Below are 22,818 nucleotides of genomic sequence, written 5' to 3'. Positions count from 1 at the left end.
ACGCTTTCACTCAGATAGGCCGCTGCAGCTATAATGAAGCGGATGCATTTTGAACTAGTGGGGAAACTATCGACAATTTGTGGAGTCCCCGGCCGATATTCCACTTATCCCAAGAGCGGGCTGAGGGCATGGCAAAGTTTCAATTTGAGTCGGCTGCTATTTTTTTTTGCCAAAATGCCTTTTTAATGAGGTCGGTCTCCATAAAGGCATACTTCCCCTCAGCAAAGTAGCCCTGTGAAAACTCTAGAAATGAAACGATTACAAGAAAAAAGTCTATAAAATCAAAAAATTGAAAAAAAAATAGAAAGTCAAAAATCTGTATAGAATGAACTTTTAATTATTCGAAAACCAATTTCGCAGAGTGTAAGCCCACGACGACAATTTTTTGCTAATATCCACAGGAAGAAATATAATTTTGACATTTGCATTTCTCCAAAATAATAAACTAATATTGAGTTAAAATCAAGCAGAAACATAAGATAAATTTTACTCCATACGAAATACAAAAAATAACATATGACTCGATTTCGTCTTTTCTGGCATCAAGTTTTGAACAAAATTGGAGGTCGTTGAACCAATCCAAAAAATTCCAATCTCAAAAAATTCAGGAAGGCTAATAGATGATTACACTTAAAATTGACCAACAAAAGTTTAGCTATTTAAACATTAAATCTCCCAAAACCACCTCCCACCCTTACCAAAAAAGCCTATAGTCTAAGCACACCACCAATACCTTATTTGTTAACTGTTCAAAGGAAAATCACCCCAAAATTCTCATCCGAGAATTGAAATTCCATTGTTATACTTGCCAGACTTATTGCAACCAGTTCTGGGACAACCCCGGATTGAAATAACACCCTATTTCAAACATAGAGCTGAATTTCGCATGCCATAACCACTTGGCTCATCAGTTACTAATGCACTTCCTCAAAGTCACGATCCGCTTATTTAGCGCCCTGCCTTGCCGAATAGGTATGTATAAGAATTAATCAGTTTAACACCTTAAATAGAGTTGTTCACCCTAATATATAATTATTGAGTATCACCCTAATTTCCTATTAACCCATAGACATGAAAACCTCCCATTTCATCAGCATCTGCAGGGAAAAGTATGCGCTACCTTTCAAAAAGAGCCGCCTCATCCTCACCCTTTTGTTCCTCACCAGCTTTGTGCAAATCGGAAACGCCACGGATTATTATCTGTCGTCTAGTTCTGGAAACGATTCTAGGAGTGCGATCGAAGCCCAGAATTCAGCCACTCCGTGGAAATCTATTGACAAGCTAAATACAATTTCAAGTTTGCTTAAAGGCGGTGACCGAATCTTCTTTAAGACCGGAGATGTATTTTATGGAACCATCAAGATCACCAAATCTGGATCTGCGGGCGCCCCGATCCTGTTCACATCTTATGGAACCGGAGCTAAACCTATTATATCCTCACTGGTCAAACTCACCAATTTGATTTCAATTGGAAGTGGCAAATATGAAGCAGACTTGAGTGCATTCAATCTCAGCAGGATGCAAGTGGCATTGATCAACGACCAGATTAAAGAAGTCGGAAGATATCCAAACGCCGGAGCTGCTGACGGAGGATATCTAAGGATCTCAAACGTTAATTCAAATACAAGTATCACTACCCCTTCCAATCCTTATAACGGAACCTCCGGTGACGTCGTTATCCGTAAAAACAACTGGATTATTGACCGGCATGCCATTTCTACTATCGGCGGATCGACAATTTCATTCAAAGCGAACGAAAGCCCCTATTCTCCGCAGAAGAACTATGGCTATTTCTTGCAAAATCATCCCTCTCTTTTGGACTTAGCCGGCGAATGGAGTTATGACCCAAATACTAAAAAATTTACAGTCAACTTATCCGGACTCAATGTAAGTACGGTGAATGTGTCGGTCGCCACACTTGATAACCTAGTCACAAACAGCCAGTATACCACCAATCTTTCCTTTTCCAACCTCCATTTTAAGGGATCAAACAGTCATTTGCTGAATATTTCCAAAAGTGAGAATGTGAAGATCGAAAACTGTCTGCTGGAATATGCGGGCGAAAATGCAATCAACTCCTCAGATATCAAAGGCTTCGTAGTTCAAAATAATCAAATTAACTATGCGCTGAATTCGGGGATCTATATAACCTATGGCGCTCCGGGAGCTATAATCCTTGGCAATAAGCTGACCAACACTTTTCCATTTCAGGGTATGGCCCGGAGCAGCGATCTGTCCGGGGTCGGAATTTTCCTTGCCAGTGACGGTGATGGGAGCTTGATCGAGAAAAACACCTTGATCAAATCGGGATTTAACGGGATACATTTCGGCGGAAGCAATACCAAAGTGGTAAACAACTATATTGATGATTTCTGCCTTTATAAGCAAGACGGAGGCGGGATTTATACCAACTCAGATGGCTTTAGGGACAGGAACAATGTGGGGCGAGAAATCACCGGAAACATTATCCTTAACGGGAAAGGTACCAAACTCGGAACGCTCGAGGAAGTGGATATGGCAGAGGGAATCTATCTGGATGACAACAGTGCTGGAGTAACCGTGTCCAAAAATACTGTTGCATTCGTAACCGGCAAGGGCATCTATCTGCACAATGCCAACAATATCACGATCGTTGAAAACCTGTTCTACAAGGCAAAAAGCCAATTGCAGTTGACACATGATTTCATGGGAGACCCAATCAGAAATATAACAGTCTCTAGGAATCAATTTTCGTCCGTAGAGAAGACAGATCAAGTTTACTCAGTTTACTCCGCTCTAAATGACATCGGGTCGGTTGGATCTTTTAGTTCTAATTACTTTCTCGATCCATTTAATCATGACTTCTTCATCCTCACCAAAGGCTCAGCCGATGGTCCTTCCGGTGTCAGCCGAAATCTAAGCAACTGGGCTACCAACTTCGGATACGACGCAAATTCTTTGCGGCCTGCATTGAATGTCCCTACCTACAATGTCACTTCCTCAACGTTGATCAAAGAAAGTACCTTTAGCAGCAATACTTCCATCGTCTCGGGTGTATATGGAGCTTCTTCACAACTGGCGTCAAGCGGGATCTCTGGTGGAACGCTGAAACTGGTGCCAAATTCAACCAATAATGCAACGGCATACTTACAAATCGGAGCTGTCCAGACCGGACAAAAGTTTTTGATCGAGTTTGACATGAAGGGCACGCCGGCAAATATCCCTGTTGAATTATTCCTCGAAGGTACATTCAATTTGGACAAGGGGGTCAGCAACGGAAAAGTCTCTACCACCTTAACAGCCAAAAACAATAAAATTCTCCTGACCTCGCTCGTCGCAAAAAGCAACGAAAGCATTGTATTTCGATTTCCACCAACGATCTCTGAACTCCTGTTGGACAATATTAAGATAAGCCGGGTGACAACCGAGGATATCAGTAAAGAATCTCTGATATTCTTTGCACACAATCCAACCGGCACTGCAGTGCAAAAATCACTTTCCGGCACCTATGTGAATGCAAAAAATGAGACGTTCAGTAGTGCCATCTCTGTACCTGCTTACGGTTCAGTGCTATTGGCAAAGGTATCCGGCGCTACTACACCGGTAGAAAATAAAGCACCTACCATCTCACTGTCTAAGCCGACTGAGGGTCAAACATTCATCAGGGGTGTCAATCCCGTGGAACTGGTAGCAAACGCTCAGGATCCGGAGGGAAAGATTAAGGAAGTAGAGTTTTATAACGGGACCACGCTTTTGTCCACCGTCACTGCAGCACCCTATTCCTATAACTGGAGCTCGATCCAAAACGGAACTTATAAGGTCCATGCCAAGGTGATTGATGAGGGAAACTTGAGTGCAACTTCTATCGCGGTCAATTTCACGGTAAAAGATGAAGAAAAGGCACTCCTCCCCTCTTTTAGTGCTCAAATGGTCTCTCCTGTAAATAATTCAACCATTGACTTGGGGACGCAACAAGTAGTTTTAAAAACCAACGCTCCCACTTCAGGGCTGACCATCCAAAAGGTCGAGTTCTTTAACTGGGGATATCCTTTGGTCTCTGTCACTTCAGGTACTTTCGAATTCCCTTGGACCAAGGTAGAGCCTGACACTTATAGCATCAGTGCAAAAGTTACTGACAGTAATGGAAATATCTACACGACTCCGGCGGTAAAGTTCACGGTCAAAGCCGCGACTGCCAGCGCCGCCCCTTCTATAAATGTAGGAATCAATGTAAGCCAACCATTAAACAATCAAACGTTTACCCTCGGTCAGCAAACCGTGAAACTAAAAGCAGACGTGACAGATCCATCCGCAGTCAAAACGATTCAGTTTTACAACTGGGGATCCCCGTTAGTAGCTGTCAATTCCTCTCCCTTTGAGTTTGATTGGACTAAGATAGAGGTGGGTAGTTATCAGATTCATGCGGTGGTTACCGATGTAAGCGGTAGATCGACGACTTCAAATACAGTCAAGTTTCAGGTGGTCGGAGCTACGAGTTCAAGCAGCGAGCTGGATAAGGCAGCTTCCACTCCTGCTGTGGCGACGGTCGTAATGAGTTCTCCAACCGATAACCAGGTTTTTGTATTGGGTAGTGACCCAGTCGTACTGAAAGCAAGCCCATCGGAGTCTGTCAGCAAGGTGGAATTCTTCAACTGGTATCTTCCATTGGTTTCAGTTTCCAATTCAAACCAGTTCAGTTGGACCAAGATCGAACTTGGAGAATATTTTGCCTCCGCCCGGATCACTGATTCAAATGGCAATGTGATAGATTCTGAACCTGTAAGGTTCAAGGTAGTTTCGCCAAACTCAAGAACCAGCGGAGCATCCGACAGCACAGGCACTGACACCCAGCTGGATTCTGTCGCGAATCAAATGGAGGGCGGGACTGCTTCAATCTCTGAAAACGGCACTAGCGGTTACGGTATTAAAATGGGACCAAACCCGACCAGTTCTGATCTCAATCTCTACTTCGACGGTTATCCAGAAGATTGGGGGGGCAAAGTATCTGTCGTCGACCTCAGAGGTGTCGAGCTCTTCACTTCAGACTTTAACACTAATCAGGAAACCATCACATTAAACCTTTCTTTCCTTAAACCTGGAATATATGTGGTGAAATTAGCATTTGGAAACAAAATCTTCCAAACTCGAAAGCTGATTAAGATTTGATGGAATCTGCAGAGAAACGAAAAAAGAAGGGGCGGAAGTTTCGCCCCTTTTTTTTATGTGTATTGTGAGCAAATTAGATTTAATTATTCACTCCAAACCTCAGCTGAAACGCCTAATAATCCTACAGCAAGTTTAAATAACTATCCCATGTTTCCCGGCAGGTCGTAGTCCAAGAATAATTTGAAGTATTCTCATTTCCTTTTTCCACAAGGCGATCGAGATATTCACTATCGTAAAGTTTATCCAACAACATCTCGATTTCCTGGCGTGTTGGATTGTTATTGAGATAAATGGCCGAGTCTTTTAGATTTTCCTTAAAAACCGGAATGTCAGAGCAGATCACGGGCTTGGCAAAAGTTTGGGATTCCAGCACGGGCAATCCAAATCCTTCATACTCGGAAAGCAAGAGCGTCGCAGTATACTTTTTATAAATTTCCTCAATTGTTATATTCGGGTCAAACCCTTCCATAAAAATACTGTCACTCAATCCTTCATTTACAATTAGCACTTTAATCTCTTCGTAATAATTCTGATAAACCGCGCTCCCTCTAAAGAACAATTTCACATTTCTCCCCCGATCAGATTCCTTGAGAATCTTCATCAGTTGGATAGCTTGTTTGTGGCCCTTGTGCGGATAAAAGCCCGCAACATACCCCAGCAAAATTTCCGGTCCTTGGCTCCCGTTCGATTTGCTCTCAATCACAGTTCGATTGGTGGCCAGTTTGGTCACTTTGTAATTCAGGGATTTATCTGGGAATCTTTCTCTCGCTTCCTTGGCAATGGACGAAGAAGGCATCAGGATAGTGTCGTGATTGGACACCCCCAAACGCATCAGCATCCTGAGAAACAAAAACTTCAGTTGATTTACGTTTCCAAGATATTTTTTGAGTGCTGGAGTTTCGAGATAAAAATCAAACATGAAGTCATGCAGTGTCATCACATACTTGGAAGACTTAACCAAGGGCAATTCAGGAATTACACGATGAAGAACCTGGATCTGATTTTTTCTCAAATAACTGGGCAGGGATACATGAAGCCAGTAATTTCTCTTCACAAAGGACTGATTGTCCACATTCCTGTAGACTTTCTGAATTCGATCCAATTTCAGATCACGGAGAAAATCTTTGTGTCCGATCGCAAGCATATCGACTTTCTGGCTTTCAGCGTCCTTCAGCAAATTGTCCAATCCCAAAAGTAAATTCTTGGCGTACGTGGTGATGCCCCCTCCTGCTCCCCCTTTACCGGGCGAGATGTTGGTCACATCCAAACAGATTCTATTCATAATCTTAGGCGACTTTCGATAAACTGATGGTTCTCAATCCCAGGAGAATATCCTCGGCGAATCCTTTAGTAACTTCCTTGGCATCAAATGGACGACTGGCCAGCAACGCATTAGCAGAATATCTGACATAGTCGTCCAACATCGTTTCAATGCCATCCGCATATTCCCGGGGAGAAAAGTCTGTGGGGTAAAGCAGGCCGGAAAATCCACTTTCAACAAACTGGGGAATGTCGCCCACTGCGGTACTCACGACCGGTACTCCAACCGAAAGCGCCTCAGCAATGGCCATCGGAAATCCTTCAAATGCGGAAGCCATCAGCAGTAACTTCCGCTGTGAGGTCACCTCGATTAGAGACCTGTTGTCCATGTTTCCCAAAAAAACCACATGGGTGTCCAGATCATATTTCTTCACCAATTCCTTCAGGTTAGCCAACTCAGACCCTGAGCCTGCGATATATAGTTTGTGCTGTGCCTTAAGCTGTTCTGGTAGGAAATTGTAAGCTTCGATGATCTTTGGAATACATTTTCCCTTTTCCAGTCTACCGGCAAAAATAAATCCCTCCCGTTCGGATAAAGATTTAACGGACACCTCGTGAGAGATTGGATTGACAAACTTTTTTGCGCCGGGACGCTTCTCACCTACTGAGTAAAGCAAGAATGATTTAGAGTAAATTACTTGATTGATGTACTCAAAGACCCACTTGAGATGCCTGCCAAAACTGAATCTGGAGATCTCCATCGGATTGGTATTTCCATGAAATATATGCACCAGCGGTTTGGACGTGTAGGTCGCCACAAAAGACCCCTCTGGACTGTGGGAGACGATAAGATCTGTATTCTTAAGTTGTCTAAAATTTCTCAGAAGGAAAAAGACGAAAAGCAACCGATGCGGGATCAAGTTTACTTTTTCCAATTTCTCCGGCAAAAAATAATAATATAGGTCAAAGTAGTTTCTCAGATCTATATCCAAATTCCTTACAAAAGGGCCAATCCCCCCATAGGAAGTTAGATATGAATTAGTCAATAAAACTGCAACTTTCAATTTCTTTTCCATATCACCGATCAGTTTTTCAAAAATTTTAATCGCTCAAAAAGCAGGTTGCTAAACTTCTGATTGTCAAAATTCATCTCTGCAGTTTTTCTCCCGCTTGTCCCCAATCTTTCGATGAGTGAACTGTCCAAAAATATCTGCTTTAGAGAATCGTACATGGCCTTTTCATCCTCCGGGGAGATCAGCAGCGCATTTTCTTCATTTGTGAGAATTGTACCCACATCTCCTACCGAGGAGGCAATCACCGCCTTGCCGGCGGCCAAAAATTCACTGAGTTTGCTGGGGAAACCAGTATTGGCCGCCTTTGAATTATTCCGAGTTACGCAGAAAACATCGCATTCTCCAAGGGTACGCAGATAATCTTCGGAATTCAAAAAACCCAAGTATTTGATCTGGGACGATGCTTTTGAGGAGGCTATCAATTCCATTATTTCATTGAAGTCCCTTTTATTCTCACCCTTCCCAGTCAAGATCAATTCCGCATGCGGAAACTCTCCTGAAACTTTTGAAAAAGCCTTGATCAATACATCCAGTCCATCTTTCTTTCCAAACGACCCTCCGTAAAACACCTTCTCTGCCCTTGACCGATAGGTGGGATTGAATGGGATTTTTTTCAGGTCAACCGTGACGGGAATGTAGAGTACCCTCGACAAGTCATTGTAGATATGATCAAGTTTGCTCTTCAAATGAGTGGAGATGGCGATTACCAAATCGGCAAAATATGGTGACATGGCCAAAAGATATTGACCACTCTTAATGCGGACCCGGTTCATAACTCCGTCAAAACTCAGCGCAACGCTGTTGTCTTCAACGATATCCAAGATGATCTTGTACCCAAGCATCTTGGCGTACAGGATGGGTAAAATAGTTTTGAGATCCGGCGTATCATAGGCATAAAACACATTGAGAGATCCCGACATTTTTCTCTTCCGGATAAAGCGAAATGAATCACGAAGAAACCTGAAAACAGAGAAAGGACTGGACAATTCCACCTCTACTTCCTTTAGGTTGTCCCCAGATACGGCGATCTGGTTTCCCGCCAACTTGGTGAAAAAAAGATTACTCCAAACGACCCCTTTAGTCTGGATCATAGGTTCTAGAAGATTTCTGACTCTTACCGAACCCGCCATCCCCTCGTAAAGTGATACTCCCAAAATCAAAATATGCATATCTTCTAAAAATAAAATAGTCTTCCTGTCAATCCGAGTAAACGTAGCTGTCATTTGCCTTGTCCGAATCCCTAAGAATCTCTTTGAATTCGTTTGCAAATTTCTGCCTGATAGTGAGACTGTCATGATTCGTTTTCGCCAGATAAATCGCTCTTTCAGAGATCTTTTTCTGAAGCTCTTGATCCTGAATCAATCGCAATAGCTCCTTTTTAACCAATCCTACGTCGTCTTTGCCGATCGTAAAGGCCCAATTCTCCGAAAGACCATATTGATGAACCGCAGTCTCCAGAGGAGCAAGCAAGATGGTCACCGCACCGGAAATCATGTATTCTGGAGCCTTGGTAGGCATCGAATATCTTAGAAATTCAACTGATTTGGGAGAAAAATCGCAGGGCAAAAGCAAAAAATCAGAGCCCCGGAACAGCCGGGGAAGCATCGAATAAGGCACTAAACCCCGATAATGGGTGCCCTCAAATTCAGAGATCCAAGAAAGTGGCTCTGCTGTCTGAATAAAAAATTCGACCGGAATATTGTGCTCCTTCCGTAGTTCCTCAACCGCTTGCGCAAAAGTTCTCAGTGAGCTGCCAATGCCAAAACCTGTCCTTCCGGCATACAATACCGTAACTCCCTCTTGATTAAGTTGTATTGCTTCCTCCTCGGAATCCCAAAAACTGAGATCAACTGGATTATGAAAGGTCTTAAAATTTTTACCAAACCTCTTCTGGTACTCGTCTCCCATCTGATCCGAAATACTCAGACAAAGTGTCGATAGGTCAACAAGTTCCTTAAACTCGCTGTTGATCTTTGTTTTCCAGAACGAACTTGCCACACCACCGTAGCTGATTGAATTTAGCCAGTCATCCATTTGGTGTAAGACTACCGGGATTTTCAAATATTCCGCCAGGGCAATTCCGAACTGGAGAGAGTCTCTGGTAGAGACTTGGATGTAGACAATTTCGGGGTTAAAATCCCTGATCCAGTCTTTCAGGTCGTCAGTTAGGCTTATCTTCGACAAGACATGAAACAATCCTGTCCAATTAAGGAACGGGTAAAAAACTTGGTTGACAAACCGGGTTCTCAGGCTTGCTTTACTGGTCACTACCTCTTTTTTGGTGTATTTCCGGATGTCCAATCGGCCCGAGGGCATATTTCGTTGGAAGTACTTGAACGGAAATTTCCAGCTGTTTTCTTCACTTCCAATAAAATAATAATTATCACAATAGGAGACACTGATATTGTCTATGGCATGGCTTGTCACTATGACAGCCAAATCTTCCTTTGGCCAGTCGTGAAATAGATTAGACAATGTGATTCCACCTCCTGTATTTGAGTTGAAAGACTGACCAAAAATCAGAACTCTAGGCTTTTCCACTTGTATTTTGTTTAATTTCTTTAGTAAAATAATTAAGGATTACTTGATCGGATAAGCTCCTGAACTTGGCGTTGTAACATAACGCAACCATAAGCCACATACTGATATGAAAAATTGAAAAAGTGTAACCGTTTGATGGATACAAAAAGAAAAGCCAAATCATAATCCAAGTCGCGGCTTTTTTACAAAAAAGGTTTGAAGACTTAAAAAATCCCAAGAACACCGCAGGAAGAATGATAGCTAAAAGCAAGAGCAGGTTTACCATTCCACCGTTAAGTACCAATTGGAGATAATCAGTCTCAATTACTTTCCTTATACTACTTCCGAAAACAGACTCGTCTATTCCCGGACATCGATAGCCAGTATTGTACCCCTTTCCAATAATCCAATCCACGGGAGTCATACTGGAATAAAAACAGTCTTCTACATAGGTTCTCGTATTTTCCAGCCCTTTGTCAAACAAGTTTCCCAGAAAATGAATCTTTTTTAGCGAAAACTCCAACGTATAAAACTGGTATCCCAACACCATAAAATAGACAATTGCCAATGCCCATCCGATTTTTTTTGACGACCTGAAAAAGTAAAAAGTGAACGCAAATATGGCGACGATCCCATCCATTAACAGCACTCCCCGTCTAGCCCGAATAATCGCCAACACGATAGAAAGGAAAAAGACGATCAACGCAAATATTTTTCGTCTGTTGGAATGCAAATCAAATGTCAACAGGATAAATCCTGCTGGAAAAGCCAGAAACTTAACTGAAGTCTCCAATGCTTCTCTTGAAAAGGCATCTAACGGATCAGGATTAAGCAGGTCCGTCAATAACACAATTGAAAAAATAATGTATAAAAAAAACGAAATGAACGAGGCATCAATGAGCTTTTTGATACTAATCAATGATACGGGTAGTAAAACTGTCAATGGAATCAAAACACATGCAACTCCATAGTTGCCATTAAATATCAATGACTTCATATCCTCGTACTTTATGTCTTGGTAATCACCACGAATCATAAAGAAAATCTGCCAGAGCATATAGACTATTAGAAATAACTGCAAGTAGCCACTTATTTTATCTGAACCTGCCAGACTGAAGCAGGCGAATACTACACCAACTAATCCAATGATTTGTAGTCCCTGAAATATTGCTGCAAGAGAATACAGGCTGGAAGAAAAGGTATATCCGGCCGAAAACAGGATCACACTGATCCAAAAGACATTTAAGCTCCGGGCAACCGACACCGGAGGGAAAAACATGGTTAGTCCGGAGACATCCCTCATCTTATACTCCAATTGTGTCCCGTTCATTTATCAGCTCATTATGGAGACTCATTATAAGTTCTGGATCAAACGATTCCAGTTGATATCCTTGAATACTTTCCTCAAGACAATACTTAATGCCTTCGGCGAGGTCTCTGTAGTTTCTGGACGCCGCCAGGTAACCGTTGGATCGGTGCCGGATCATATCCGGTATCCCGCCAGTTTCAAAACCAACCACAGGAACACCACAGGCCAGGCTTTCCACGACCATCGTCGGCTGATTGTCAGCAACTGAAGGGATTACAAATACATCCGTCGCCCCATAAGCCTGAGCGATATCCTTCTCATCGTTGAGATAGCCAAGGAATTTAACAGGGTATGGAAAACGATCCTGAATGTCGGCTTCTGACCCCTCTCCAAAAATCAAAATTTGAAGTCTATCTTCGGTATAGATCTCAGGGAAATAGTTGAGAGCTTGCTCTAAGTATTCAAATCCTTTGTAGGCGCTGAATAGATTTACGGCTCCAAATAAAAGTACCCTGACATCAGGATCTATCCCCAACTTCTGCTTGGCAGCTACCTTATCCTGAGGTACGAAATACCTTGAATTGAAGTAATTCGGAATGTAATGAACAGGCCTGCCGGCGGTAGCAATTGATCTTTCTGCACAATCTTTGAGCCATCTGCTTGGTGAAATAAAACTCACGTTTTCATGATTGAAAACAGCTTCTTTCCTTCTGAGTTGCATTGAAGCTAACGATTTACTACTATCCAAAATAGGACAATTGCTGCAATCGGTCTGATAACCGGCGCAGTCAAATGAGTTGTGACATCCCCCGGTTATTGACCACATATCGTGCATGAAAAAGATAATCTGTTTGCCGGTTTTGATCAATGTTTCTAATCCATCAAGTGTCATAAAACCCATCTGAACCCAGTGAATATAGATTACCTCGGCCCTCTTTACGCATTCGTGTCCAGCCACATCAGTTCCCATGATTGGGTAGGTAAATAGACCGTATTGTTTTTGATCATATTTCACAACCAATTTGTGCAGTCGGTTATTTAGTTTGGCTTTGAGTACCGCCCACTTTGATAGACCGAATAGTGCGGGACGTCTCTGCTCCTCTGAATGCAGCGTAAGAACTTCACTGGAAAAACCAGGCTGTCTGGAAAATGCTTGATGCAATTTCCACGCTGCCGAGCCTCCGGACTTCATTGAAAACTGTATGTGTAATACTCGTTTCATGACACCAGTTGCATTTGATTGTTTAATACACTTACCGCCAACCAGTTATTAGGATAGATACTAGGACAGTCGGTCTCTCTGATCCATGGTTTTGGCAAAACCACAATTTTATTCTCATTGGCGGACAGCCATGCCGGCCACCAACTAAATGCGCTATTAGCAATTATAAAATGCTTGCACAAGCTCATCAGATACATATCCAAATAGCTGTTTGCACCTTTATTGTGTGAGACAAAAACAAATTTGCGTCCTCTCAGGTTTCTCTTAGCCCATTCAATATCGTCGGAGAAGACATAGAAAACCGGATTGTCAACTTGTTCGCTGATCACATCAAACGCTTTATAGTAGTAGTCTGAAGAGTCGATCACCATCCGGCTTCTTGTAAGCGTCGGCTCCAGATAAAATCCTCTCCTCACGTGCACGGCAACGGCATTTGAATTAGCGATTTCACCGGACATCTGCATGTTGATGTCGTCATGGGGTTTGTTGAAGTTAAACACCTCCCTTATGAGTTGCTGTTGCGACTCAAAGTACCTCGGACTTTGCCAGGTTCCAATCAAAAATGAAGAACTCTGGCGTAAGACCTCTTCGTCATAGTGGTATTCCATTTTTTCCTGGAAGATATTATTGCCCTTCAAAAACAATCTACTAAGTGTATTTTTAACGAGTCCTGGGTTAGTGTCAACAAACAGTGGTCGAACCTTAGTCATAATCGACGCTTTCATCCGATCGAAAATTGGCAAGGGCACGTTAAAAGCCTTGACCAATTCGAAGCCTTGGTAATGTCTGTTTAGCAAAAAATCATTTACACTTATCTTTGTAGGAATACCATTTGCGTCCATAGAAATGGCTAATGCATACTGGAACATCTGGTTTCCTAACCCCCCGAAAATTGCAACTCTATTCATATCAAATAAATTTAATACCAAATTTTACTAGATGTCTTTTCAACCAATACCTTGTACACCTGTATTGGGGATATGGCAAATCCGTAGACATTACTTAGTATGGAGGCAAGAACAATTGACCAGACTCCAAAATGAAAGTAATTGATAAATGTATAAGACAGGATGATAAAAAATACGGAAGTGATAATTGACGAGATAAACTGAATCTTAAGCGTCCCCATTCCATTCACCACGTTTACGAACACGCTCGAAAACATAGATACAAGCATATGGATGCAACAGAAAACTGTTATTTTATTATCAATCTCGAGATAAGCATCTCCAAGCCACAGGTGATAAACGTCATCTGCAAATACGAGCATCAAAATTCCGGCAATGGCAAACGGTATCAGTAAAAGCAAATATTTTTCAATCACCTTAAGGATCCAGTTGTAATCCTTCATAAAATAGGCGTCCGTTGTGCTGCTCCAAAGCGGTGTCAGAAAGATCATAAATATTGCCTGCAAAGACACAAAATACTTATAAGCAATATTGTAGGAAGTGACAGACTCAGGATCAAAATAGTGAGCTATTAGGAAAAGCGTCGTGCTGTATTGGATCATTGAGGCCAATTGCAGTACAAAGAACTTGCCTCCCATGGTCATCAGTTCTGAAGCATATTCTTTCTTCACATATGCCAACGAGGGGCGAAACTCATAATACCTACCTCCAAAGAAATACAAATTGGCAACTATCAACACCAAAACGGGTGTCACTCCAATCGCTAGTCCAAGGTATATAAGTGAACCTGCTGTGAAATGAGTAAGAAGCCAAACGATTCCCAATACAATAATCTGACCGGACAGCTCTATTAATGAAGCTAACGCTGGTTTTTGATCAGAGATGATCACCACTTTAATAATCTGAAAAATGAATTGAAGGCAGAAGTAGCTGATAACAATGACGACTAAATACCTTAACTCGTTTTCACTGCCTAGAGGAGCATTGATCAACGATCTCCAATCCACCAGATAACTTGCACTTATGCTCAGAATTCCTATCAATGCAAATATTAAGGATACGTAATAGTACGTTGTACTAATATAAGTCCTTGCGAGCTCCTGGTCTTTTGAAGCCTTCGCTTCTGCAAATTTATTCCTGAGACCTTGCGTCAGTCCTACATCAAACAGCGCTACCCATGCAACCATAGAAGTTAGCGTAAGCCAAATTCCATACTGTGTCGGATTAACGTAGTTGATCGTAATCGGAACTAATAACAAAGAAATCCCCATATTAGCGACTTTAATCAGAAAGGACCCTACAATATTCTTTTTGGCTTCTATAGAACGCTGTACTCCTTTGGAGAAAAAACCTTTAATTTCTTCTCCAAGATTAAACACACTCCTCTTGACACTTGTCAGATACATTATCCTAAAAATTTATAAATTCAACTATATTGATAATACCCGTAACCGTATCCCTGACCTACCTTACATCCGTTCAGCACAACGAGAGGATTGACCAATTTCTCCTCTTCGTTTAATTGTTGGAAAAACTCAATGTCCTGTTTAGAAGTCCAATTGTAGCGCATCAGATAGATTGTTGAATCGACCAGCGGTACCAATGCAAGTGCATCAGCCACCTGTCCAACGGGACTTGAATCAATGATCACGTAATCAAAATGCTCCCTTATCTGATCAATCAACTCTCTGTTTCGCTCATTGATGATAAGTTCTCCAGGGTTTCTGGGCACATTTCCAGATTGAAAAAAAGTAAAGCCGTTGACCGGTATACCTTCCTTCAGGAAGTCTTCCACCGCGATTGATTTGTCACTTAGAAAACCCGATAATCCTGAGGTCGAGGAATCCACCAGCTTTGCATCAATCTGAGGTTTTCTGAGATCGTATGACAATACAGCCGTCTTTTTACCAGTCATGGCCAGGGACTTGGCAAAATTCATTGCGAAAAAGGTCTTGCCTTCGCCAGAAACTGTGGAAGTGATCAATACAACCTGGTTCGCATTGCTCTTATTCTGAAGACAGTAGCTCGTTCTTACATACCTCAGCTGCTCAGCGATCGGAGTTCGGTGATTCTCATCGATCATCATCCCGCGTTCCTTCTTGGGGATCTCTGAAAGCTCACCTAACATGTTAACCGAGAGATTGGAGATCAGACTTTTGTCCTCCAGTTTCTCGTCCATTGATCTTTTGACAAATAGATATCCAAAAGGAATTATCAGCGAAATCAGCAAGGTGATTCCATAAATTATGGACGGTTTTGGACTTACAGGAACCGGGAAAAAACTCGCCCGGTTGATGCTCTTGGAGTGGCTGGTAGGTACTGACGCCAGATACAGCGAAGTCTCTTCCCTCTTTTTGATAAGAAACAAATAATGTTCTTGCTTCATCTCCAAGTCTCTGGTGAGTGCTTCGTATTCTCTCTGAAGCATCGGACCCGAATTTGATTTCCTGCTGAATGTGCTGTTGGTTGACTCCACATTCTTCAGCGTGATCTCCATCGCTGAAATTCGGTTTTGGATATGGTTATTGATCTTGTCTCTGAAATTGTTGAGGCTCGTGAGAGAGTTCACATACACTGGGTTTTCGGGTAGGAGACTTGATCTCAGTCTGAGTAAGCGGTCAAGTTCCTTATTAAAATCCCCGATCATCCCCAGCAGTGCCGGATCATTGTTGGATAAGGGGCCAAGGGTTATGCTTTGCTCACCGTTTGTTTTAAGATCAGTCTGAAGGTTCCTTAGGATTTCCAGCTGGTTTTGATAATCGGCCAACTGTTTGGTGACTTCCAAAGCATTTTCCTGATAAAACTTGGAATCATTTTCAATATCGACCACATTCCTCCTGCTTTTGAACTGCTCAATATTGTACTGAATCCCAGCCAGATCTGAACTCAGGTGATACAACTGACTGTCCAGGAAGTTAAGCGTGGTCAATACCACTTCCTTCTTTTCTTCCAGCGCATTCTCATTGTACGTGTCTACCAGTCCGTCAAGCACCGCGACTCCCCGCTCAGGGAATTCAGTGTCCAACCAGATGTAGATTATACTGCTGTTTTTGTCTTTTGCCTCTACATAGACACTGCTTCCGATAATGCCGGCTAACTCAGCCTTGCTATAAAACTTGATTACTATGGGAAAATTTCTATACGATTCAGTCAGCTCATTTTTCTTAAAAACGAAGATTCCAAAGTCGTTCTTAATCGTGTTTCCAAACGCTATATTTTTTGATATTCCGTCTACGTTTATACGGATCGTTTCTCCTTGGATTGCTTCGACCTGCCAATCTACGACGGGTTCGAATCTGTTGGGAAAGGTCTCCACAACCTCAAAATCAAAAGGCAATCTGCTATCCGGCAAAGCCTCCAGTTTCCCAAACAAGTTTTTCGTATAATAAAGATTATGGTAATTCAAATCCTCAAATACTTCCTTAATCAGCTCAGCAGACCCTAACACATCCACTTCGTTTTCAGTGATTTGTGAGGATTGAAACTCCTCCAACTCACCAAGTACCGGGTTTTCAAAAAAGCTGGAACCTTTCGCATCGTCTTTTAACATAATCGCGCTGCTCACACTGTATACAGGAACGTAGTAGTAGAGATAAACAAAGGCCGCGGAAAAGCAGACAAAGACAGAAACCAGAAACAGTTTCCAATACCTCAAATAATAATTGAGGCTTTGCTTAATTACCTTTGGGTTTGAGGCTTCCTTCTGAAAAAAGCCCTCCAACAAGATATCTGAAGCTTTCATATTAATTAAATATTTCGTCAAAACTAAATATCAGAGCAACCGCTACTGATGAAGCAATGGATAGGATTGCAATTGTGGTCGGGTTTATGTCCGCCTGCTTCACTTTCTTAGTTACAGCTTCCACATAAACCACATCATTTTGCATTAAGTAGTAGTTTTTCGAGGTTAGGACCGCTTTATCCAACATGTCCACCCGAATGACTTTCTTTCCGGAATCTGACTGCCTAATGACCAACACGTTCTCTCTTTTGCCATACACAGTCATATCACCCGCTAATCCCAGTGCTTCCAGTATAGTTATCTTATCCGAATCGATGGTGAAGGTCGAGGGGTTGTTCACCTCCCCCAACACGGTAATCTTGAAATTGGAAATGGACAGCTCTACCCTCGGATCAGTCACCAGCTTTGACAACAATTCAGTCAGTTTATTTTTGGCTTCCTCTCTGGTCAGTCCTACAAGGTTTACTTTTCCGAGTATTGGGAAGTCAATATTCCCTTCTGAATCAACAATATATCTGGCCAGATTATAGTTGCCAATTGCCTCGACATTTACTTGGTCTCCACCAGAAATAACTCCATAGTTAAACAATACATTGGACTCTGGATTAAGCGTAGTTACTTTGATCTCCAGCTCATCTTCGGTCTGAATTCGGATGGGCTCCAGCTGAGGTGAATCGGAAAAAACATTTTCCTTCTCCGGGTCCAGATTAGAAAAATAAGTGATATTCCTTTTTGAGCAGGATATTAAAAACAGCAATAACATTACCATTCCAAGTCTCGCTCCCATTGTAGATAAATACTTCATTTTAAGTTTCATAATTTCTAATAACTGTATTCAAACTTCATAAAATCTCATCACTCTGATTGCGGAGTCATGCGCAATACTTACCGAGTAGGAGTCGTCCATTTCAAAACTCCAAACCTTCCAAGAGGAAGCAAATCCGGAGAATTCGATGGGAACTAAATTTAGCCCATCGCTGCAATTGACATCTTTTAAACGGTCAGTCAATCCAATACCTATTCCCTTCAACAAAGCCTCTTTTCTAGTCCAATATTTATAAAACATATGCCGGGGCATTTCACTATTCAGTATGGCGCTTACCTCGATACTAGACATGCAGTTGATAATCATATTATACAGATCCACATGGGTTGTCATCAATTCGATATCCACGCCTACGGACCACTTGTTGGCAAACCCAATAATGATATAGTCACCTGAATGGGAAATATTAAAATTCACCATGGGGTAGTTTTCCAATATGGGCTTCTGTTGGTCTGAATATTTGAATTCCAGGTTGTAAGGGTCCGTTTTAAGGTAATTTGACAGCAATTTTTTAAGGTAAATCTTTCCCAGCACATACCGTATCCGATCCTCTTCGCGGGCGTAAGAGTTACTTTTTTCCTGCTCCTCTTTTAGTAACAGATCGTAGTCAGTGGTTACACTCTCCAAATGATCCGGAATATGTATTCTCCACAGGTCAAAATGATTTAATAGATTGAAATCACACACTTTGCTCCATTCCAGCACTTTTATCTTATCGCAGATTACTCTTCCCAATACCATAGCCGGATCAATTTATTGAGTTGAGTTTAGCCTGAAGGGTCTTGGAGAACTTCTCGCCGTGAGGAGGTTTTAGCATCTCTGCGTGTTCACCAGGCATTCTAATTGTCTCGACTTCTTTGGAAAATAGACTCCAGCCAAACGTCTTGGCATCTTCGACATAAAAGGTTTTCCTCTCAGCAAGGAAAAGGGTAATCTTTGTGTCGATCGGTTCATGGTGATAGCTTTTCCATGCTTCCAGATTTACCCGTTCGATCTGTTTGATCCTTGAAAAGAGATCGGTTCCTTTAGTCCTGGACACCTTCTCACGGAGGGAAGCCACTTTTTCTTGTATATATCTTTTTCTGAACTTCAAATAGTACTGGAAATCGTTGAAGATAAATCTGGCTTCGAAGATCATTTTTTTAAACAGGGTACTGATCCCACTTGTCATGTTGTCCCGAATTCCGTCAGTTTGGAATGCCACGGTATCAATCATACCCAAGAAACTGACACGCTCCCCGGCTTTGTTCAGCTGGTTGGTCATTTCAAAGGCGATCAGGCCGCCGAAGGAATTTCCCATGAGGTTATAGGGGCCAGAAAGACCTGCAGATTTTATCTGGCTGATGTAGTAGTTGGCGATCTCTTCGAGATTGGTCATTGGAGCTATCGTGCTGTCCACGACAGCCGGGGATTGAAGACCCCAAATAGTCTGATACTCATCCATATTTTGAATCAGCGTGTTGATCTCAATCGGATTGAGGCCGACGCCGTGGATGAAATACAGAACCTTGTGGGGGTCTCCATCTTTGATCTTCACCAAGCATCCCGAATGGGACTTGTTGTTCTCTTCCAGCAGCTTGCTGATTTGCGAAGCAATGGATCTGATGCTTGGGTACTCGAATAGTATAGACAGGGGGAGATTGACACTAAATTCTTTTTCGATGAGTGAAATGAGCTCAACCGCCAGAAGCGAATGTCCTCCGACTTCAAAGAAATTGTCGTCAAGACCGGCATTGTTACTCTGAAGAATTTTCTCCCAAAGCGCTTTTACCCTGCCTCGCGCATCTGCCGTTTCAATGCTGGGCATCTTGGGCATTTGAACTGGCATCGTCTCATCTAACCTGAAAGACTTGATTAAGTTTCGATCGATTTTTCCATTGGAGTTGAGCGGAAGCTGATTTAAGACGATAAATTGACTGGGTACCATGTAGGATGCCACCAGTTTACTCAATGTTGTTCTGCACTCCTCAATCCAAGCTTGTTTGTCGAAACCCTCCTTGTAGGGATCCTTGATGGACACAAAGGCTCTTAGTAAATCGTCCCCGTTCTCTTCTGTATATTTCAAAACTGCAACATACTGGACCTTATCATCCATCAGTATTTTGCTTTCTATCTCACCGAGCTCAACCCGCTGTCCGCGGATCTTTACCTGATGATCAATCCTTCCCATGCAGATAATTTCACCGTCCTCGGTCCAGTGACCCAAGTCTCCAGATCTATAAAAACGACCCCTGTAAGAAGGAAAAGGGTCTAAAATAAATTTTTCCCGATTAAGTTCAGGACGGTTGATATATCCCGCGCCCACACCTGTACCGCCAATGATAAGTTCTCCTACTTTACCTGTTCCGTTAACCAGATTACCCTCTTCGTCCACAATAATGATGGTGGTGCCGAGCACTGGCTTGCCTATGGTGATCAATTTAGATCCTGGCTCCACTTTCTTGATATTTGAAAAAATGGTGGTTTCCGAGGGTCCGTAGATATTATACAGGCTATCACAAACTGAAAAGAGTGAATCGGCCAATCCCACCAAAAGGGGCTCTCCTGCAGAGGTGATTCTTAAGCCTTCCAGTTTTTTGTTCAATCCATGGCTCACCAAGGATCGGAGCTGGGATGGGGTGGCAGAAAATTGCGTGATTTTATGCTTTTCGAGGGCCTTGTTGATCTCCCGAGAATCAATCCGCAGGTATTTGTCCATCAGAAAAAGGCTTGCCCCAAAAGCAAAGGGGATTACCATATCCATCCAATGCATGTCAAAGGACACAGAGGTCACTCCCAGTACCCGGTCTCCCGTTTTGATTCCTGGCATTTTGACATAGTGTTTCGAAAAATGTGCAAGATTGTTTTGGGTAAGCGTTACCCCCTTTGGCACACCGGTGGACCCTGAAGTGTAGATAACAAAAACGGGGTCATTCGCCTTAATTGGAATTTGACGGTAGTCTCCCAAATATGCGTGGTAAACGTCCTGATTATGTGGAAGCTTTTTGGATTCCAAGTCACCCCAATTCAACTCTGCATTATCGGTCACAAAATTCTTAACATCTGCATCCCTGAGCATGAACTTCACTCTCTCCTCCGGAAAATCTTTATCAATCGGGAGATAGGCTGCTCCAGCCTGCAATACGCCAAGGATAACATAAACCAACTCAGGAGATCGATCTAAATGGATCCCAACAATATCGCCCGGACCAATCCCATTTTTTATCAGAAAGCCCGCGAAGGACTTTGCTCTATTCCCCAATGATTGATAAGATACTACCTCCTTGTTAAAATGGAGCGCCAACTGATCATTCAACAACTCAAAATTACGTTGAATCAGTCTCGAGACAGGTACGAAATCATCTGGGATCACTTCTACTTGACCTTCCTTTTCGAAACCCGAGACCCGATGATCCTTGTATTCTGAATTAATTAAATCTCCCAGCTTGGTTTCAGGATTCACAAGGATTTTTTCCAGAAATGTGATATAACGGCTGCCCGCCGCCGCAATGGATAGCTCATCAAACAAATCCTTGTTATAAGTCCACTCAAAAATATTCTCGTTTGCAGAACTAAACAGGTTGATAATGACTTCAAAATTTGCAAAAGCTTTGGGATTGGAAATCAGCTTATGCTCGAGTCCTTTAAAGGCCAGCATTTTATCCATCCCCATATCAATATTGAAGGTAATGGGAATCAAGGGGATGCGGGCGGGATCTCTCTTGATTTGCAGATCCTGTACCATGCTTCCGAAACTGATCGCTTGGTGATCCAAGGTTTGATTGTAGGATTTCCTACGGGCTTGCAGATACTCAGAAAATGTCTGAGACGGTTCGACCTTGCTGCGAAGCGGAAGCAGATGAACACAGTGACCAATAAGATATGGTTTATTCATCAATAGTTGACCTGCTACGGGCAAACCAACCACAATGTCCGTCTGGTTCGTCCAATCACTCAGGAAGATCTCAAAAACAGACAATAGTGTGTGATTAAGGCTAACCTTTTGCTTGCCGGAAAATTCCTTTGTTTTAGCCAACAGGTGCTCTTCGAAAGGCACTTCCAGTACCTCACAGGCATAGGTTCTGTATTTCGGCCTCCCCTTGTCCAGGGGCAACTTCAGATCAGGAACGGGTTTGCTTAAATATTCTGTCCAAAACTTCTTAGTCTCCTTATAGCTTGCCTTTCGGGTGAAGTTGATGAGCTCCACGGAGTAATCACTGAGATCATCGGGTTTTTCCAGGGTGGATTCGGTTTCGCCTACAATTGAGGAATACAAACTCCCCAATTCCTCCAGCATGACTCCAAGAGACCACCCGTCAAAAATGATGTGGTGTCCGGTAAAGGTCAGCTGATGATGCATTCCATCCAGCTTGATCAACTCCATGACGTACAAGGGTCCCTGAGTCAAATTAAACTGATAGGTACCGGTCTCAAGACTGTGCTTTTTTAGAAACCGCTCCTTTTCCTCAAAGGTCATCTCACTGATATCCCTCAGCCGTATCGGTAATTCGTAAGAGGACAAAACCATCAAGTGTTTTCCATTCGGGCTGATGATCGCGCGCATCCCATCATGGCGTTCAATGATCTTTAGAAAAGCCTCCTGAAGACTCTTCACCGACAAGTTTCCTTTCAACTGAATTGATACAGATTCATTGTAAGCCATATTCGCCTCTTTTCCTCCCAGCTTGCAGGCAAGCCAGATCTCCATTTGAGAAGGCGTGGTCTGGATGACTTTCTCTATTTCAACGGGTTCTTTGGTGAGAATCATCTTATTTAATGTCGATTCAACTGAATTACTCATAAAAAAAAAAATTGCCTATGTGTTCAATTTGAT

General features: G+C 42.5%; 13 protein-coding genes. 1 reads left to right on the top strand and 12 read right to left on the bottom strand.

Features of this window, described 5'->3' with window-relative positions:
• Positions 1–1,071 precede the first annotated feature (1,071 nt).
• Positions 1,072–5,145, top strand: a complete 4,074-nt coding sequence (locus tag G459_RS0119190) for an Ig-like domain-containing protein (RefSeq protein ID WP_026969094.1) — start codon at positions 1,072–1,074, stop codon at positions 5,143–5,145.
• 121 nt (positions 5,146–5,266) lie between these two features.
• On the opposite strand, the gene G459_RS0119185 is transcribed toward G459_RS0119190, so the two are convergent.
• The 12 genes from G459_RS0119185 to G459_RS0119130 form a co-directional block, all read right to left on the bottom strand.
• Positions 5,267–6,427 (bottom strand): glycosyltransferase family 4 protein, encoded by a 1,161-nt coding sequence (locus G459_RS0119185; protein WP_026969093.1) that lies wholly within the window; start codon positions 6,425–6,427, stop codon positions 5,267–5,269.
• Positions 6,428–6,431: 4 nt separating this feature from the next.
• Complete coding sequence (locus tag G459_RS0119180; protein ID WP_026969092.1) at positions 6,432–7,481, bottom strand: glycosyltransferase family 4 protein; 1,050 nt, start codon at positions 7,479–7,481, stop codon at positions 6,432–6,434.
• 8 nt (positions 7,482–7,489) lie between these two features.
• Positions 7,490–8,569 (bottom strand): glycosyltransferase, encoded by a 1,080-nt coding sequence (locus tag G459_RS0119175; RefSeq protein WP_169725052.1) that lies wholly within the window; start codon positions 8,567–8,569, stop codon positions 7,490–7,492.
• Between the two features lie 106 nt (positions 8,570–8,675).
• Positions 8,676–10,019: a glycosyltransferase family protein gene (locus tag G459_RS0119170; protein ID WP_035456437.1), complete on the bottom strand. Its 1,344-nt coding sequence runs from the start codon at positions 10,017–10,019 to the stop codon at positions 8,676–8,678.
• Positions 10,006–11,328 (bottom strand): hypothetical protein, encoded by a 1,323-nt coding sequence (locus tag G459_RS0119165; protein ID WP_026969089.1) that lies wholly within the window; start codon positions 11,326–11,328, stop codon positions 10,006–10,008. The genes G459_RS0119170 and G459_RS0119165 overlap by 14 nt, the downstream gene beginning before the upstream one ends.
• The gene (locus tag G459_RS0119160; RefSeq protein WP_026969088.1) at positions 11,303–12,529 is read right to left on the bottom strand and encodes a glycosyltransferase; all 1,227 of its coding nucleotides are present in this window, start codon (positions 12,527–12,529) and stop codon (positions 11,303–11,305) included. The genes G459_RS0119165 and G459_RS0119160 overlap by 26 nt, the downstream gene beginning before the upstream one ends.
• Complete coding sequence (locus tag G459_RS0119155; RefSeq protein ID WP_026969087.1) at positions 12,526–13,437, bottom strand: alpha-1,2-fucosyltransferase; 912 nt, start codon at positions 13,435–13,437, stop codon at positions 12,526–12,528. Before G459_RS0119155 ends, G459_RS0119160 begins: the two co-directional genes overlap by 4 nt.
• 11 nt (positions 13,438–13,448) lie before the next feature.
• On the bottom strand, positions 13,449–14,843 hold the full coding sequence (locus tag G459_RS0119150; RefSeq protein WP_051315313.1) for a lipopolysaccharide biosynthesis protein: 1,395 nt from the start codon (positions 14,841–14,843) through the stop codon (positions 13,449–13,451).
• Positions 14,844–14,863: 20 nt separating this feature from the next.
• On the bottom strand, positions 14,864–17,179 hold the full coding sequence (locus tag G459_RS0119145) for a polysaccharide biosynthesis tyrosine autokinase (protein ID WP_026969085.1): 2,316 nt from the start codon (positions 17,177–17,179) through the stop codon (positions 14,864–14,866).
• 1 nt (position 17,180) lies between these two features.
• Positions 17,181–17,996, bottom strand: a complete 816-nt coding sequence (locus tag G459_RS0119140) for a polysaccharide biosynthesis/export family protein (RefSeq protein ID WP_026969084.1) — start codon at positions 17,994–17,996, stop codon at positions 17,181–17,183.
• 18 nt (positions 17,997–18,014) lie between these two features.
• The gene (locus G459_RS0119135; RefSeq protein ID WP_026969083.1) at positions 18,015–18,746 is read right to left on the bottom strand and encodes a 4'-phosphopantetheinyl transferase family protein; all 732 of its coding nucleotides are present in this window, start codon (positions 18,744–18,746) and stop codon (positions 18,015–18,017) included.
• 7 nt (positions 18,747–18,753) lie between these two features.
• Entirely contained in the window at positions 18,754–22,785 is a 4,032-nt protein-coding gene (locus G459_RS0119130; RefSeq protein ID WP_084454579.1) for a non-ribosomal peptide synthetase, read from the bottom strand.
• Positions 22,786–22,818 lie beyond the last annotated feature (33 nt).

Source organism: Algoriphagus terrigena DSM 22685 (assembly GCF_000429445.1).
Taxonomy (GTDB): Bacteria; Bacteroidota; Bacteroidia; order Cytophagales; family Cyclobacteriaceae; genus Algoriphagus; species Algoriphagus terrigena.
Note: the sequence above shows the minus strand (reverse complement) of the source record. Positions and strands in the feature narration are given on the sequence as shown.